The following is a 15,058-nucleotide window of genomic DNA, read 5'->3' on the forward strand; positions in this document are numbered from 1 at the left end:
CTTGCTTGGTGCGATTAAGGTGAGAAGAGCGCGTGCAAGTCAAGCAAGCCGAGATGTGAGGAGCGCAAGGCGCGCCCGCGCAATTCGATGGTGCTCTGGCGCACCCGCACGGTAGTATGGCGCCAATATTCCTTCGAAAGAAAATCCGGGAGCGCGCGATGGAGCTGAAATTCTCAAAGGTGGAACGCAAGGGGCCAATCACGATCGTGACGCTGTCGCGGCCCGAGGTCTACAACGCGCTGCACACCGATGCGCATTTCGAGCTTCAGAAGGTGTTTGACGATTTCTCCGGAGATCCCGAGCAGTGGATCGCGATCGTCACGGGCAGCGGCGATAAGGCGTTTTGCGCCGGCAACGATCTGAAGTGGCAGGCAGCGGGGGGAAAACGCGGCTGGGACAAGGGCGGCTTCGCCGGCCTCACCTCACGCTTCGACTGCGACAAGCCGATCATCGCCGCCGTTAACGGCGTCGCCATGGGCGGCGGCTTCGAGATCGCGCTCGCCTGCGACCTCATCATCGCTTCGGAGAACGCGACCTTCGCCCTGCCCGAGCCGCGCGTCGGCCTTGCCGCGCTCGCCGGCGGCCTGCACCGGCTGCCGCGGCAGATCGGGTTGAAGCGCGCCATGGGCATGATCCTCACCGCGCGCCATGTCAGCGCCAAGGAAGGGCTCGAGCTCGGTTTCGTCAACGAGGTGGTGCCGCAGGGCGAGGCGCTCGCGGCCGCGCTGCGCTGGGCCGAGATGATCGCCAAGAATTCGCCGATGTCGATCCGGGCCTCGAAGCAGGCGATTCAGAAGGGGCTTGGCGTGTCGCTGGAGCAGGCGATCGCGGAGCAACGCGATTATCCGGCCGTGCAGGCGATGGTCGCCTCGCAGGATTACATCGAGGGCCCGAAGGCATTTTCCGAGAAGCGGCCGCCGAAATGGGTGGGGAAGTAGGAAACGGGTCTCCCCACTCGTCATTCCGGAGCGCGCCGACAGGCGCGAGCCCGGAATCCATTGAGCGACAGAACGTGCGGATGAATGGATTCCGGGTTCGTCGCTTCGCGACGCCCCGGAAGGACGGCGGAGAGAGGAGCGCCCCCTCTCTCAACACTGTCATTGCGAGCGTAGCGAAGCAATCCAGGCTGCCCAGCAGAGACAGTCTGGATTGCTTCGTCGCAAGGGCTCCTCGCAATGAGGGGGAGAGACTTACCCGCTTCGTCCTAGTTCGCGCTTGTACGAGGCATAATTCGGCTGATCGACCGCCAGCTTGTCCATCGTGGTTGCCCACAGGTGCTCGGCGAGGCCTGGGGTCGCGAGATCCATCTCCCCGCTCGCGATGCGATGTGCGAGAACACGGTTGAGCTCCATGACCGAGCCGTCGATGCCGAGCAGCGCGCGCAGGCGCTCCACCTCCTTCGCATCGCTTCCCTCCTCCCGCGTCAGCTGCCGCGTGACGAGGTCGAGGATGTTGATGGCGACGCGCAGCTTGAAGGCTTGGTGGCCGGAGATCAGCGGCGTGATGTCGCTGCGGAGGAAATCGGCGACTGCCTTGGTCAGCTCGATCGGGGTCGGCTCGTCCTGCATGTGTCAGCTCCCGCGCGGCGCCAGAAGCCGCAACAGATCGATCTCGGTCTCGCTGGCGCGGCGGCCGATCATGGCGCGCTCCATGGAATGGTCGGGCCCCTCGCGAAAGCGCTGCATCATGCCGCCGCACATGATGCCCCAGCGCAGCGTGCCCATCACCTCCCAGAACTTGACGCGCGCGGGATCGACCTTGCGGCCCGCGGCCTCGTAGCCCGCGAACAGTTCCTCGCGCGCGCCAAAGCCGCCGACGGGCTTGTCGATCTCGCCGAAGCGCCAGGAGTTCACGCATACCCAGCCGAGGTCCTCCATGGGATCGCCGAGATGGGCGAGCTCCCAGTCCAGCACCGCGCGAACGCCCTCGGCGCCGATGATGAGATTGCCGTTGCGGAAATCGCCGTGCACCAGCGTGGTCTCGGCCGCGGGACCGGGATCGTGATCGCGCAGCCAGCGCAGCGCCAGCTCGAATACCGGCTTGGGCCAGTTCAGGCTGCGATAGTCGCGCTCGAACTCGGCGATCTCCTGGGTTGCGCCGCGGCTGCGCAGCTCGGGCAGTCTGTCCAGCGGCAGCTTGTGCAGGCCGGCGAGAATGCCGCCGATCTGCCGCGCCAGAATGGGTCGCGCCGCAGCAAACTCCTCATCGCGAAGAATCTTGCGCGCAATGGTCTCGCCCTCGACCCGCTGCATGATGAAGCCGGTGCCGAGATCGTCCTCCGGCACCAGCACATGCAGGACGCGGGGCGACGGCACGCCGGCCTCATAGGCGAGCTGCATCAACTGCGCTTCCGCGGCAAGACCGGCCGCGCGGGTCGGCGCGGCGCCATAGCCCTTTGGTGAGCGCCGCAGGATCGCGCCGATCGGCCCGTCGGGATGGGAGATGTCGAAGCGCCAGGTTTCCTGGCTGGCGCCGCCGGAGAGCTTTGCCGCACAGGTCGCGCCGGTCGCCCCTTTGCACCAGCGCTGGACGCTGCGTGAAAGCGCCGCCTCGATCATTTGCCCTTGAACTGCGCGGGCCGCTTCTCGAGGAAGGCGCCGACGCCCTCGCGGAAATCCTCGGTGTCGCCGGCGCGGAGCTGGCACTGGAATTCCAGATTGAGCTGATCCTCGAAGGAATTTTCCGGGCTGTCCCAATAGAGCTTGCGGATCAGCGACAGCGCCACGGTCGGCCCGCTGGCGAGATCGCGCGCCAGCTTCATCGCTTCCTCCATCAAGACGCCGTCATCATAGACGCGGTTGACAAGGCCCCATTCCAGCGCCTTCTCGGCCGGCAGGCGCTCGCCCATCAACGACAATTCGATCGAGCGCGCGCGGCCGACGAGGCGCGGCAACAGCCAGGTCGAGCCGCAATCCGGCACGAGGCCGATGCGGCGGAAGGCCTGCAGGAAATAGGACGAGCGCGCGCATAGGATCATGTCGCCGAGCAGCGCGAAGCTCATGCCGGCGCCGGCGGCCGGGCCATTGACCGCGGTGACGATCGGGCAGTGCAGGTTGCGGATGCGGCGCAGGAAGGGATGAAAGCCGGTCTCCAGCGTAAGGCCGGCCTTGGTCTTCTTCGCCTGGTTGTTGCGGCCTTGCAGATTGGCGCCCGTGCAGAACGCCCGCCCCGCACCGGTCAGCACCACGCAGCGCACCTCGTCCTTCTTCTCCTCGATCGCATCGAGCGCCTCGGAAAGACCGCCCAGCATGTCGACGGAGACCGCGTTCATCACCTCCTGATGGTCGAGCTTGAGGATCGCGACCGAGCCATCGAAGTCGAGCGTGACGTGTTTGAACTGCATGGTTTCCTCATCAGTTGCGGCCCGCACCAGTTTCGCAGGCCGGAATTCGTTTTGCCGGGGCGCATATTTGATTTTTGGCGCGGTCTTGTCCATGGTGATCGGAGCATAGCAAGCATCTTGTGCGCAGCGGCTGATGCGCCGCAGTCAAAAAACAGGAAACGCGCCATGAACCTCTTCGACCTTTCCGGCCGCGTGGCCGTGATCACCGGTGGCAATGGCGGCATCGGGCTCGGTATCGCGCAGGCGCTCGCGGGCCAGGGCTGCAACGTCTCGATCTGGGGCCGCAATGCTGACAAGAACAAGGCCGCTGCCGCGAGCATGGAGGGCCTGTCCGGCAAGGTCGACAGCCGCGTCTGCGACGTCACCGATCCGGCCTCGGTCGCTTCAGCGATGAAGGCGACGCTCGACACCTTCGGCCGGGTCGATGGCTGCTTCGCCAATGCGGGCATCGGCGGCGGTGGCCGGCGCGCCTTCATCGAGCGCACCGAGGAGGAATGGCGCACGATGTTCGCGACCAATCTCGACGGCGTGTTCCACGCGTTCCAGGCCGCCGCCAAGCACATGACGGATCGCGCCAATGCCGGCGATCCCTTTGGCCGGCTGGTCGCGACCTCGAGCCTCGCCTCGATCTTCGGCACGGCGCGCAACGAGCATTATGCCGCGACCAAGGCCGCCATCAACGCGCTGGTGCGCGCGCTCGGCGTCGAGCTGGCACGTCACGGCGTCACCGCCAATGCGATCCTGCCGGGCTGGATCAAGAGCGACATGACCGCAGGGCTCATGGCGAACGACAAGTTCGTAGCCAACGTGATGCCGCGGATTCCGATGCGGCGCTTCGGCGAAGCCTCCGATTTCGGCGGCATCGCGGTGTATCTGATGAGCAAGGCGTCGTCGTATCACACCGCGGATACGTTCGTGATCGACGGCGGCTATACCGCTTTTTGATTCTCGTAGCCCGGATGGAGCGCAGCGAATCCGGGACGGCCAAAAGCAAGCAAGACCCGGATTTCGCTCTGCTCCATCCGGGCCACAACACTGAGGGAACGGGCAAATGTTTTCACACGTCATGATCGGTACCAACGACCTGGACAAGGCCAAGGCGTTCTACGACCAACTGCTCGGCACGCTCGAGGTGCGGCCGGCCAGGGTCGACGGCCACCGCATCTTCTACATCACCAAGACCGGAGTGTTCTCGGTATCGAAGCCGATCAACGGCGAGCCGGCGACCTGCGCCAACGGCGGCACGATCGGCTTTGCCGCCAATTCGCCGGAACAGGTCGATGCGTGGCACGCGGCGGGCGTTGCAGCCGGCGCAAAATCGATCGAGGATCCGCCCGGCATTCGCCAGGGCCCGGGCGGCAAGCTCTATCTGGCCTACCTGCGCGATCTCGATGGCAACAAAATCTGCGCGATGCATCGGATGGCGAACTAGCCACATCCACTGCTGTCATTCCCCGCGACCCGGCTACGCCAAGGCTTCGCCAGGGTTGAGGTCCAGGGGCGCCGAAGCTTTAGCGTAGGCGGCAGGCGGGGAATCCAGTACGCCGCAGCTACTCTGTTCAATCACTGCCGTCTCGGAGTACTGGATCGCCCGCCCCAGTGCGCAAGTGCGCACAAGGCGGGCGATGACGGCGGAGAGCGTGGCGCGGGCGTGCCCAGTGCGCCGCGCCCATTCAAACAACATTTCAAACGGCCTTGCGATATTCCATCGCATGGCATGGCCTCACGCGTGAAAATGCGCCCTCGCACTTTGCCGGCGCTGCGACTATTCTTGCGCACAACACGTTCTAGCGATCCCGGGAGGACCAATGACAAAACACACCTACATTCCCCGCACCACCAACTACACGCTCAATCCCGGCGACGAGCTCAACGACTTGCGGATGTCGGACCAGGTCCGGCCGCTTTACGATCACGTCAAGAAGTTCATCCGCGATACCGTCGAGCCGATGTCGATCGAGTTCGCCAAGGCCGGCGAGGGCAAGGAAGATCGCTGGAGTTTTACGCCGAAGCAGCTCGAGGTGCTGGAGAAGGCCAAGAACAAGGCCAAGCAGGAAGGCCTCTGGAACTTCTTCCTGCCCGATGACGAGACCGGCCAGGGCCTGAAAAATCTCGACTACGCCTATATCGCGGCAGAGCTCGGCAAGAGTCCGCTGGCCTCGGAGACCATGAACTGCTCGGCGCCCGACACCGGCAACATGGAAGTGCTGGAACGGGTCGGCACCAAGGAGCAGAAGGAGAAATGGCTGAAGCCGCTGCTCAACGGCGAGATCCGTTCGGCCTATGTCATGACCGAGCCGAACGTCGCCTCCTCCGACGCCAAGAACATCTCGACCACCGCAAAGCTCGTCGGCGACGAATGGGTGATCAACGGCGAGAAGTACTACATCTCGGGCCTCGGCGATCCCCGCTGCAAGATCCTCATCGTGATGGTGAAGACCAACCCGGACGCGGCGCCGAGCAAGCAGCAGTCGCAGATCCTGGTGCCGCGCGACACGCCCGGCGTCGAGGTGCTCGGTCCCATGTACGTGTTCGGCCAGGACCACGCCCCGCGCGGCCACATGCACATGCGCTTCAACAATGTGCGCGTGCCGAAGGAGAACATCCTGCTCGGCGAAGGCCGTGGCTTCGAGATCTCGCAGCTCCGCCTCGGCCCCGGCCGTATCCATCACTGCATGCGCACCATCGGCAAGGCCGAGAAGGCGCTCGACCTGATGGTGCAGCGTGGCCTCACGCGTGAGGCCTTTGGCAAGAAGATCGCCCATCTCGGCGGCAACATGCAGATCATCGCGCAGGCGCGCTGCGAGATCGAGGCGATGCGGCTGATGGTGCTGAAAGCGGCGAAGGCAATGGACGTGCTCGGCAACAAGGAGGCCCGCGTCTGGGTCTCCATGGTCAAGGCCATGGTGCCCGAGCGCGCCTGCAAGATCATCGATCAGGCCATCCAGATGCACGGCGCCACCGGCATCTCGCACTGGACCCCGCTCGCCGAGATGTATCAGGACGTGCGGCACCTGCGCTTCGCCGACGGTCCGGACGAGGTGCACTGGATGGTGGTGGGCCGCCACGAGCTGAGCATGGCGTGAGCCGCTCTCTTGGCGCGCGTCGGCCTCTCCCCGCCCACGGGGAGAGGCGCAGAAAGAAACGGAGCCACCATGGACTACGCCGCCAGCGAGCTGACGCCACGCGAGCGCTACAAGGTGCTGACGTCCTTCATTCTGCCGCGGCCGATCGCGTGGGTGACCACGCTCGGGCCGACCGGCGTGGTCAACGCCGCCCCGTTCAGCTTCTTCAACGCCTTCTGCGAGGATCCGCCGCTCTGCATGTTCGCGGCCAACCGCAAGCCGAACGGCGAGGACAAGGACACGTTTCTCAACATCCAGCGCACCGGTGAATTCGTGGTCAACCTCACGGACGAGCCGCTGGCGCGGGCGATGCACGAGAGCAGCGGCGATTTTCCGCCTGAGATCAGCGAGCCCGATTATCTCGGGCTGAAGCTTGCGCCCTCGACGAAGATCGGGGTGCCACGGCTAGCTGACACGCCCTGGGCGATGGAGTGCAAGCTCTGGAAGCTGATCGACGTCAACGACGATCGCCGGCTGATCATGGGCGAAGGCCTCCACTTCCACATCCGCGACGAACTCTGGGACGACAAGGCGATGCGGGTGCACATGGACCGCTATCACCCGATCGGCCGCATGTTCGCCGACCGTTACTGCCGCACCGATGACCGCGTGGTGTTTCCGGCGGCGGAGGGCATGAAGAAATAGGCCGCAGCAACGGTGCGCTCCCTCGCCCCATTCTTACGGGGCCGCGACGAGCTTGGCTCGCGCTGAGAGGGTTGGGGTGAGGGGCTTTCTCCACGCGCGAGACTGTCGAGGGACCTGTACCCCCTCACCCGAATTCGATCTGCGATCGAATTCGACCTCTCCCCGCTTGCGGGGAGAGGTGATGAACCCGTCAGCTACGTTGCGGGCACGAGCTTGTCCTGGGTCTTGGTCTCGAAGTCGCTCGCGTCGTGGCGCTCGTGGAGCTGGCTGGCGGGATCGCCGGAGACCCGGTTGACCATGCGGCCGCGCTTCACGGCGGGGCGCTGCGCAATCTGGTCGGTCCAGCGCTGCACGTTCTTGTAGTCCTGCACCGACAGAAATTCGCCGGCGCCATAGACCAGCCCCTTGGCGAGCGCGCCATACCAGGGCCACACCGCCATGTCGGCGATGGTGTAGTCCTTGCCCGCGAGATATTCGTTGTCGGCGAGACGCCGGTCGAGCACGTCGAGCTGGCGCTTGGTCTCCATCGCGAAACGGTCGATGGCGTATTCGATCTTGGTCGGGGCATAGGCGTAGAAATGGCCGAAGCCGCCGCCGAGATAGGGCGCGCTGCCCATTTGCCAGAACAGCCAGGACATCGCCTCGGTGCGGGCCTTGACGTCCTTCGGCAGGAAGGCGCCGAACTTCTCCGCGAGGTAGAACAGGATCGAGCCTGACTCGAACACCCGGACAGGCTCGGGACCGGAGCGATCCATCAGCGCCGGGATCTTGGAATTCGGATTGATGTCGACGAAGCCGCTGCCGAACTGATCGCCATTGCCAATCTTGATCAGCCAGGCGTCATATTCGGCGCCCTTGTGGCCGAGCGCCAGGAGCTCCTCCAGCATCACGGTGACCTTGACCCCGTTCGGCGTCGCCAGCGAGTAGAGCTGAAGCGGATGCTTGCCGACTGGCAGCTCCTTGTCGTGGGTGGGGCCGGCAATCGGGCGGTTGATGTTGGCGAATTGCCCGCCGTTCTCCTTGTTCCAGGTCCAGACTCTGGGCGGCACGTAAGGGGCGTCGGTCATGCGGGGCTCCGGGCAAAAAGGATGCGTCTGCATTAATTAGCCCGCAAACGGCCGATGACAAGGGCGCCGCAATGCATTGCCGGATGGGACAACTCTGCGTTTTGTCATGGCAGCCCCTCCCCTCCGTCATTCCCGGGTGCCCGCAGGGCCTGCGGCCCGCGGATAGAGCGCGACGTCTGCACACAAGATGCCTCGCCAGATCCGGCATGTCATCGATCGGCTAGCGTCACTTTGCTTTGCCAGCGAAAGCAACGAGAATGCGAAGCCTGCCGCCGGGAGAGAGCCATGAAATCGCCGATCTGCGACATGCTGGGGATCGAATTCCCGCTGCTCGCCTTCAGCCATTGTCGCGACGTCGTTGCCGCCGTCAGCCGCGCCGGCGGCTTCGGCGTGCTGGGCGCGACCGTGCATACGCCGGACACGCTCGAGCGTGAGCTGACGTGGATCGATGATCACGTCGACGGCAAGCCTTACGGCATCGACGTGCTCATCCCGGAAAACATCTCGACGGCCGGCGAGAAGGACGTCACCTGGAAGAGCCTGGAAGCGCGCGTGCCGCAGGAGCACCGCAACTACACGCGCGATCTCCTGAAGAAGTACGACATCGAGCTGACCACCACCGAGGTCGCGGACAACCAGCCGCAGCCGTTCGACGGCAAGACCGCGCTTCAGCTGCTCGAGGTCTCCTTCAATCATCCGATCCGCCTGATCGCCAATGCGCTGGGCGTGCCGCCGAAGGCGATGATCGAGATGGGCAAGAAGCACGGCGTGCCGGTTGCAGCGCTGGTCGGCGCCAAGGAGCACGCGCTGCGCCAGGTCGCGGCCGGCGTCGATATTCTCGTCGTGCAGGGCACCGAGGCCGGCGGCCATTGCGGCGAGGTCTCGACCATGGTGCTGGTGCCGGAGGTGATCAAGGCGATCAAGACTATCCGAGACGTGCCGGTGCTGGCAGCCGGCGGCATCATGACGGGACGGCAGATGGCGGCCTGCATGGCGATGGGCGCGGCCGGCGTCTGGACCGGCTCGGTGTGGCTGGCCACGGTCGAGTCCGAGACAAGCGAGATCTTTCGCGAGAAGATGATCGCGGCATCCTCGCGCGATGCGGTGCGCTCGAAGGGCCGCACCGGCAAGCCGGCCCGGCAGCTCCGCTCAGTCTGGACCGACGCCTGGGACCGCGCGCCGGATAGCCCGGGCGCGCTGCCGATGCCGTTGCAAAGCATCATTAGCCGCGACGCCTTCCATTCGATCGACCGAGCCGCCGCAAGCGGCAACGCCAAGGCGCGCGATCTCGTCAGCTATTTCGTCGGCCAGGGCGTCGGCCTGATCGACAGCGTCAAGTCGGCGGGTGCGGTGGTACAGGAGTTCAAGCAGGATTTCGCCGAAGCCGTCGAGCACATGAATGCGCTGGTGGCGGAGTGACGATCCCACTTGTCATTGCGAGCGCAGCGAAGCAATCCAGACTGCCTCCGCGGAAAGATCCTGGATTGCTTCGCTGCGCTCGCAATGACGAACAACTGACATCGTGAACTGAAGCAAGAAGAAATGACCAATATCCCCGAAGACCGCATCCCCGTCATCGTCGGCATCGGCGAGATCGTCGATCGCCCCAAGGAGATCGCCGAGGGTCTCGAACCGCTCGACCTGCTCGAACAGGCGCTGCGGCGGGCTGAACAAGACGCCGGCGCAAAGCTGCTCGGCGAGGTGCAATCGCTCGACGTCGTCAATTTCCTGAGCTGGCGCTATCGCGATCCGGAGCAGCTTTTGGCTCAGCGCCTCGGCATCTCGCCCGCGCATTGCTATTACGGCCCAGTCGGCGGCGAGAGCCCGATCCGCTACATCCACGAGGCGGCCAAGCGCATCGCGCGCGGCGAGTGCAGCGTGGCGGCGGTGTGCGGCGCGGAAGCGCAATCGAGCGCTACCAAGGCGGAGCGCGCCGGCGTCAAGCTGCCGTGGACGCCGTTCGCCTATGACGTCGAGGAACCCAAGCGCGGCGCGGCGTTCCAGAAGCCGCTGGCGGTGAAGCTCGGCGTGTTTCGACCTGTGACCGTCTATCCATTCTATGAAGCGGCCTCCTCCGCGCATTGGGGTCAGACGCCACGCGAAGCCATGGCGGAGTCAGGCACGCTGTGGTCGCGCTATTCGGAAGCCGCCGCGGAGAACCCGAACGCCTGGCTGAAGCGGCGCTACACGCCGGAGGAGATTACGACGCCGACCGCGGACAATCGCCTGATCGCCTGGCCCTACAACAAGCTGATGGTGGCGAACCCCAGCGTCAACATGGGCGGTGCGCTGCTGCTCACCAGTCTCGCCAAGGCACGCGCAGCCGGGATCGCCGAAGACAAACTGGTCTACCCGCTCGGCGGCGCCTCCGCGGAAGAGCCGCGTGACTATCTGCTGCGCGACCAGTTTTACGAGAGCCACCCGCAGAACGCCGTGCTGAAAGCGGCGATGGACCTCGCCGGCGGCGACGGCAAGTCCTTCGACGCGATCGAGCTCTACAGTTGCTTCCCCTGCGTGCCCAAAATGGCGCGGCGGACACTGGGCTTAGGTGCCGACGTGCAGCCGACCGTGACGGGCGGCCTCACCTTCTTCGGCGCGCCGCTCAACACCTACATGACGCATGCCGCCTGCGCTATGGTGCGGCGGCTGCGCGACGGCGCCAAGCTCGGCCTGCTCTATGGCCAGGGCGGCTTCGTCACCAAGCACCACGCGCTGGTGGTGTCGAAGACGGCGCCGCGCGAGGCGCTGGTGCAGGAAACGAGCGTGCAGGCCGATGCGGACCGCAACAAGCGCGCGGTGCCGGAGTTCGTCGCGGAGGCCACTGGCAAGGGCACGGTCGAGAGCTTCACCGTGCTTTACGGCCGCGGCGGCAATATCGAGCATGGCGTCGTGATGCTGCGGACAGAGGACGATCGCCGCACGCTGGCGCGGGTCCCGGCGAGCGACGGCGCGACGCTGGCGCAGCTGCTCGCCATGGATCGCACCCCGGTCGGCTCGTTCGGCGAAATCGCTATGGCAGAAGATAACGTGCCCGAGTGGCGGGTGGCGTGATCTCGTAGGGTGGGCAAAGCGAAGCGTGCCCACGGCCTTCGTGTGATCCGGAAAGAATGGTGGGCACGGCGCAAGAGCGCCTTTGCCCACCCTACGAGATCTCAGCCCTTCGGCGCCTGTTTTTTCCGACGCGGTCGAGAGTCAGGCGGCGCGAACCGAGTTCAGGAACTTGCCGACCTCGAGCTTGAGGCGGTTGGAATCGCGGGACAGCATCTGGGCCGCCGACAGCACCTGCGTGGACGCTGATCCCGTCTCCGAGGCGCCGCGCTGCACGTCGCCGACGTTGGACGAGACCTGCTGGGTGCCCAGGGCGGCCTGCTGCACGTTGCGGGCGATCTCCTGGGTCGCTGCGCCCTGCTGCTGCACGGCCGTCGCGATGGCCGAAGCGATCTCCGACAGACGCGCGATGGTGCCGCTGATCTCCCCGATGGCGCTGACCGAATCCTGCGTCGCCGCCTGGATGCCGCCGACCTGCTGGCCGATCTCGCCGGTGGCCTTGGCCGTCTGCTCGGCGAGCGCCTTGACCTCGGAGGCCACCACCGCGAAGCCGCGGCCGGCTTCGCCAGCCCGCGCCGCCTCGATGGTAGCGTTGAGTGCCAGGAGGTTGGTCTGGCCGGCAATCGCATTGATGAGCTCGACGACATCGCCGATCCGCGCCGCAGCCCGCGACAGCTCGCTAACACGCTCGGTGGTGGCATGCGCCTGGCTGACCGCCTCGCTCGCGATCCGGGAGGAATCCTGCACCTGCCGCCCGATCTCGCGCACCGAGGACGACATCTCCTCGGCAGCCGAAGCCACCGAATGGACATTGCTGGAGGCGGCCTCCGAGCCGGACGCAACTACCGTGGCCAGCTCCTGCGCCCGGCCCGCGGTCGAGGACAGGGTCGAGGCCGATGCCTCAAGCTCAGTCGCGGCGGCCGATACGGTCTCGACGATTTCCCCGATCGCCGCCTCGAAACCGTCGGCAAGCTTGGTCATGTCGGCCTTGCGCTGCGCCTCGGCGCGGCGCTGCACCGCCTGCACCTCGTCGCGGCTGAAACGGACGATGGTCTGCACGGTCTGAAGGTTGCGCAGCGCCTCGCCGATCTCGTCGTCGCGCTCGATCACGATGCGATTGTCAAGCTTGTCCTGCACGAGGTTGACCAGCGTGTCGTTGAGCTGCCGCATCGGTCCCTGAATAGCACGCATGGTCGCAAGGCCTGCGAAGCCGACGATAGCCGCACCGGCGACAGCCAGCAGCGACAGGATCAGGCTGGTCGAACCGCCGGTGGCGACCGCGCCACCGATGCCGAGCGCGAGCATGAACAGCGACTGCAGCACCATCATCGTGATCAGGCGCGCCTTCAGCGTCCCGGTAAAGATGCTGAAGTGGTCGAGCCAGGAGCGGCGGCGGATGATGCCGGCGTCGATGCGATAGCCATGCGGCTTCTTCTCGCGGATGGCGGCATAGACCTCTTCGGCGAGCTTGCGCTGGTCGGCCGGCAGCTTGGTGCGGATCGACGTATAGCCCTTGACCTCGCCGTTCTCGCGGATCGGAGAAGCCGTCGCCAGCACCCAATAGAAGTCGCCGTTCTTGCGGCGGTTCTTGACTGCGCCGAGCCAGGGCTTGCCGGCCTTCAGCGTGTCCCAGAGATTGTCGAATGCCTCCGGCGGCATGTCCGGGTGACGAACGATATTGTGCGGCTGGCCCATCAGTTCCGCGGACGTGAAGCCGGCGGCCGCGAGGAAGTCCTCGTTGAAGTACGTGAGCTTGCCCTTCAGATCGGTCCGCGAAACGATCAACGTCTCATCACTGACCGGATATTCAACGGTGGTGACGGGAAGATTCTTGCGCATCAGAGCCCCCAAACAATGCGATATGCGTTCATTCCAGACAGGACGGCCGCTGTTCGAGGCGTCTTCCCTCAATTCTCGTAAGGCGAATTTAACTATCCATGAAATGGGCGCCCCGTATGTTTACGGTCGGCTCCCCATGATCCTACCGCCAGACGACATCGCGCTACCGCAGAAAAAAAGAGCGGCGCTTTTGGCACCGCTCCTGGTTTGATCAATCCACGGCCGCGCCTTACGCGGCGCGGACGTTGGTCAGGAACTTGCTGACCTCGCTCTTCAGCCGGCTCGAATCGTTCGACAACATCTGCGCCGCCGACAGCACCTGCGAGGAGGCCGTGCCGGTCTCGGTTGCGCCGCGCTGCACGTCGGTGATGTTGGACGACACCTGCTGGGTGCCATGCGCCGCCTGCTGCACGTTGCGGGCAATCTCCTGCGTCGCGGCGCCCTGCTCTTCCACCGCAGCCGCGATGGCCGACGAGATCTCCGACAAGCGCTCGATGGTCGAGGAGATCTCCTTGATGGCGCCGACGGAATCGTTGGTCGCCGCCTGGATACCGGAGATCTGCTGGCCGATCTCGCCGGTCGCCTTCGCGGTCTGCTCGGCGAGCGCCTTCACCTCGGAGGCGACGACGGCAAAACCGCGGCCGGCTTCGCCGGCGCGCGCCGCCTCGATGGTGGCGTTCAGCGCCAGCAGGTTGGTCTGGCCGGCGATGGTGTTGATCAGCTCGACGACGTCGCCGATGCGCGCGGCGGCCTTGGACAATTCGCTGACGCGCTCGGTGGTGGCACGGGCCTGACCGACTGCATCGCCCGCCATCCGCGCCGATTCCTGCACCTGGCGGCTGATCTCGCCGACCGACGAGGCCATCTCCTCGGTCGCCGAGGCCACCGACTGCACGTTGGTGGAGGCTTCCTCCGAAGCGCCGGCCACCGTGGTCGCGAGCTTCTGGGACCGCTCGGCCGTACCTGTGAGGGTGGTGGCCGATGCTTCCAGCTGGGTCGATGCCGACGACACTGTTCCGATGATCTGGCCGACGGCGCTCTCGAAGTCGTCGGCGAGCCTGACCATGTCGCGTTTGCGCTGCTCGGCATTGCGACGCTCGGTTTCAACCTGTTCCGCCTTCAGCCGCTCGACCTCGATGGCATTGGTCTTGAACACCTGGACCGCCTGAGCCATCTCACCGATCTCGTCCTTGCGTTCGATACCCGATACGATCACCGAGGTGTCCCCATTCGCGAGAACACCCATCTCGGTCGTGATGCGCTGGATCGGGCGGGTGACCGCGAAGGCGACGCCGAAGGCGCCCACGAGCGAGAGCAGCAGGGTGACGAGGCCTCCGATCAGCATGGCCATGGTGGCGCTGGACGAGGCGGCGTCGGAGGCAGCCGCCCGCACTGACAACAGCGACCGCTCTTCCCTGTCCATTTCCTGGACGACGGCGCGGAGGCCATCCATCGACTTCTTGCCGGCTCCGGAAGCCTCGAGCTCACGCGCCTTCGCCTGGGTTGCCGGATCCTTCATCAGCGCGATTTCGCGCTGCGCGACGTTGGTTGCCCAGTCGTTGGCAAGCGCCTTGACCTGCTCGAGTCGCTTCTGCTGCGTGGCGTTGTCCGAGGTCAGGCTGCCGACTTTGGCCGCCGCAGTCTGAAATTGTTTCAGCCCGGCTTCGTAAGGAGCGAGAAAGCCGGCATCGCCAGACACGAGATAGCCGCGAACGCCGGTTTCCTGATTGACCATCGCACCGACAAGCTCGGAAAGCTGCTCCAGCACCTGATAGGTATGCACTGTCATCTTCGCCGTGGAATTCATTACGCTCAGCGAGTTGTAGATGGCTGCGGTGCTGCCGGCGACGACGAGACAGATCGCCGCGAATACGGCGGAAACCTTAATGGAAATACGAAGGTTGTTGATCCAAGACATTAAATCCTCCCCAATGCTGACGGTCGGGAGTTGCTGGTCCGGACCGGCTCCGATCGTGCTACGACTTCCGCCA

General features: G+C 65.2%; 13 protein-coding genes. 7 read left to right on the plus strand and 6 right to left on the minus strand.

The window, feature by feature from the left end; translation table 11 throughout:
- Positions 1 to 158: 158 nt before the first annotated feature.
- On the plus strand, positions 159 to 938 hold the full coding sequence (locus I6F31_RS00485; protein WP_109144466.1) for an enoyl-CoA hydratase-related protein: 780 nt from the start codon (positions 159 to 161) through the stop codon (positions 936 to 938).
- A 252-nt stretch (positions 939 to 1,190) separates the two neighbouring features.
- Here I6F31_RS00485 and I6F31_RS00490 read toward each other — a convergent pair whose 3' ends face one another.
- Genes I6F31_RS00490 through I6F31_RS00500 form a run of 3 tightly spaced genes read right to left on the minus strand, consistent with a single transcriptional unit; the run spans position 1,191 to position 3,343 of the window.
- The gene (locus I6F31_RS00490; protein ID WP_036016253.1) at positions 1,191 to 1,568 is read right to left on the minus strand and encodes a DUF6285 domain-containing protein; all 378 of its coding nucleotides are present in this window, start codon (positions 1,566 to 1,568) and stop codon (positions 1,191 to 1,193) included.
- A 3-nt stretch (positions 1,569 to 1,571) separates the two neighbouring features.
- Positions 1,572 to 2,558 carry a phosphotransferase family protein gene (locus tag I6F31_RS00495; RefSeq protein WP_225139544.1) on the minus strand — a complete coding sequence of 329 codons (987 nt, stop codon included), beginning with the start codon at positions 2,556 to 2,558 and terminating at the stop codon, positions 1,572 to 1,574.
- Positions 2,555 to 3,343, minus strand: coding sequence for an enoyl-CoA hydratase/isomerase (locus tag I6F31_RS00500; RefSeq protein ID WP_036044702.1), 789 nt, complete (start codon positions 3,341 to 3,343; stop codon positions 2,555 to 2,557). Before I6F31_RS00500 ends, I6F31_RS00495 begins: the two co-directional genes overlap by 4 nt.
- 165 nt (positions 3,344 to 3,508) lie before the next feature.
- On the opposite strand from I6F31_RS00500, the gene I6F31_RS00505 reads away from it, so the two are divergent.
- The 4 genes from I6F31_RS00505 (at position 3,509) to I6F31_RS00520 (ending at position 7,113) form a co-directional block, all read left to right on the plus strand.
- The gene (locus I6F31_RS00505; protein WP_036044683.1) at positions 3,509 to 4,288 is read left to right on the plus strand and encodes an SDR family oxidoreductase; all 780 of its coding nucleotides are present in this window, start codon (positions 3,509 to 3,511) and stop codon (positions 4,286 to 4,288) included.
- Positions 4,289 to 4,394: 106 nt separating this feature from the next.
- The gene (locus tag I6F31_RS00510; RefSeq protein WP_036023004.1) at positions 4,395 to 4,775 is read left to right on the plus strand and encodes a VOC family protein; all 381 of its coding nucleotides are present in this window, start codon (positions 4,395 to 4,397) and stop codon (positions 4,773 to 4,775) included.
- A 376-nt stretch (positions 4,776 to 5,151) separates the two neighbouring features.
- Positions 5,152 to 6,429, plus strand: coding sequence for an acyl-CoA dehydrogenase family protein (locus I6F31_RS00515; RefSeq protein WP_036023003.1), 1,278 nt, complete (start codon positions 5,152 to 5,154; stop codon positions 6,427 to 6,429).
- Between the two features lie 69 nt (positions 6,430 to 6,498).
- Positions 6,499 to 7,113, plus strand: a complete 615-nt coding sequence (locus I6F31_RS00520; RefSeq protein WP_036016244.1) for a flavin reductase family protein — start codon at positions 6,499 to 6,501, stop codon at positions 7,111 to 7,113.
- 194 nt (positions 7,114 to 7,307) lie between these two features.
- On the opposite strand, the gene yghU is transcribed toward I6F31_RS00520, so the two are convergent.
- A complete protein-coding gene (gene yghU, locus I6F31_RS00525) occupies positions 7,308 to 8,180 on the minus strand; it encodes a glutathione-dependent disulfide-bond oxidoreductase (RefSeq protein WP_225139545.1) in 873 nt (290 codons plus the stop codon).
- Between the two features lie 285 nt (positions 8,181 to 8,465).
- Here yghU and I6F31_RS00530 point away from each other — a divergent pair, with 285 nt between their 5' ends.
- Complete coding sequence (locus I6F31_RS00530; RefSeq protein ID WP_225139546.1) at positions 8,466 to 9,599, plus strand: nitronate monooxygenase; 1,134 nt, start codon at positions 8,466 to 8,468, stop codon at positions 9,597 to 9,599.
- 123 nt (positions 9,600 to 9,722) lie between these two features.
- Positions 9,723 to 11,231: an acetyl-CoA acetyltransferase gene (locus I6F31_RS00535; RefSeq protein ID WP_225139547.1), complete on the plus strand. Its 1,509-nt coding sequence runs from the start codon at positions 9,723 to 9,725 to the stop codon at positions 11,229 to 11,231.
- A gap of 141 nt (positions 11,232 to 11,372) precedes the next feature.
- On the opposite strand, the gene I6F31_RS00540 is transcribed toward I6F31_RS00535, so the two are convergent.
- Together I6F31_RS00540 and I6F31_RS00545 are read right to left on the minus strand one after the other, a co-directional pair.
- Positions 11,373 to 13,067, minus strand: coding sequence for a methyl-accepting chemotaxis protein (locus I6F31_RS00540; RefSeq protein WP_225134082.1), 1,695 nt, complete (start codon positions 13,065 to 13,067; stop codon positions 11,373 to 11,375).
- Positions 13,068 to 13,296: 229 nt separating this feature from the next.
- Entirely contained in the window at positions 13,297 to 14,985 is a 1,689-nt protein-coding gene (locus I6F31_RS00545; RefSeq protein WP_225184524.1) for a CHASE3 domain-containing protein, read from the minus strand.
- Positions 14,986 to 15,058: the final 73 nt, after the last annotated feature.

Origin of the sequence: Bradyrhizobium sp. NBAIM01 (assembly GCF_020194115.1) — a bacterium.
Classification (GTDB): domain Bacteria; phylum Pseudomonadota; class Alphaproteobacteria; order Rhizobiales; family Xanthobacteraceae; genus Bradyrhizobium; species Bradyrhizobium yuanmingense.

Bases quoted from the DNA above. Each gene is read 5' to 3' on its own strand.
- I6F31_RS00485 (WP_109144466.1), top strand. From the start codon at position 159: ATGGAGCTGAAATTCTCAAAGGTGGAACGCAAGGGGCCAATCACGATC.
- I6F31_RS00490 (WP_036016253.1), bottom strand. From the start codon at position 1,568: ATGCAGGACGAGCCGACCCCGATCGAGCTGACCAAGGCAGTCGCCGAT.
- I6F31_RS00495 (WP_225139544.1), bottom strand. From the start codon at position 2,558: ATGATCGAGGCGGCGCTTTCACGCAGCGTCCAGCGCTGGTGCAAAGGG.
- I6F31_RS00500 (WP_036044702.1), bottom strand. From the start codon at position 3,343: ATGCAGTTCAAACACGTCACGCTCGACTTCGATGGCTCGGTCGCGATC.
- I6F31_RS00505 (WP_036044683.1), top strand. From the start codon at position 3,509: ATGAACCTCTTCGACCTTTCCGGCCGCGTGGCCGTGATCACCGGTGGC.
- I6F31_RS00510 (WP_036023004.1), top strand. From the start codon at position 4,395: ATGTTTTCACACGTCATGATCGGTACCAACGACCTGGACAAGGCCAAG.
- I6F31_RS00515 (WP_036023003.1), top strand. From the start codon at position 5,152: ATGACAAAACACACCTACATTCCCCGCACCACCAACTACACGCTCAAT.
- I6F31_RS00520 (WP_036016244.1), top strand. From the start codon at position 6,499: ATGGACTACGCCGCCAGCGAGCTGACGCCACGCGAGCGCTACAAGGTG.
- yghU (WP_225139545.1), bottom strand. From the start codon at position 8,180: ATGACCGACGCCCCTTACGTGCCGCCCAGAGTCTGGACCTGGAACAAG.
- I6F31_RS00530 (WP_225139546.1), top strand. From the start codon at position 8,466: ATGAAATCGCCGATCTGCGACATGCTGGGGATCGAATTCCCGCTGCTC.
- I6F31_RS00535 (WP_225139547.1), top strand. From the start codon at position 9,723: ATGACCAATATCCCCGAAGACCGCATCCCCGTCATCGTCGGCATCGGC.
- I6F31_RS00540 (WP_225134082.1), bottom strand. From the start codon at position 13,067: ATGCGCAAGAATCTTCCCGTCACCACCGTTGAATATCCGGTCAGTGAT.
- I6F31_RS00545 (WP_225184524.1), bottom strand. From the start codon at position 14,985: ATGTCTTGGATCAACAACCTTCGTATTTCCATTAAGGTTTCCGCCGTA.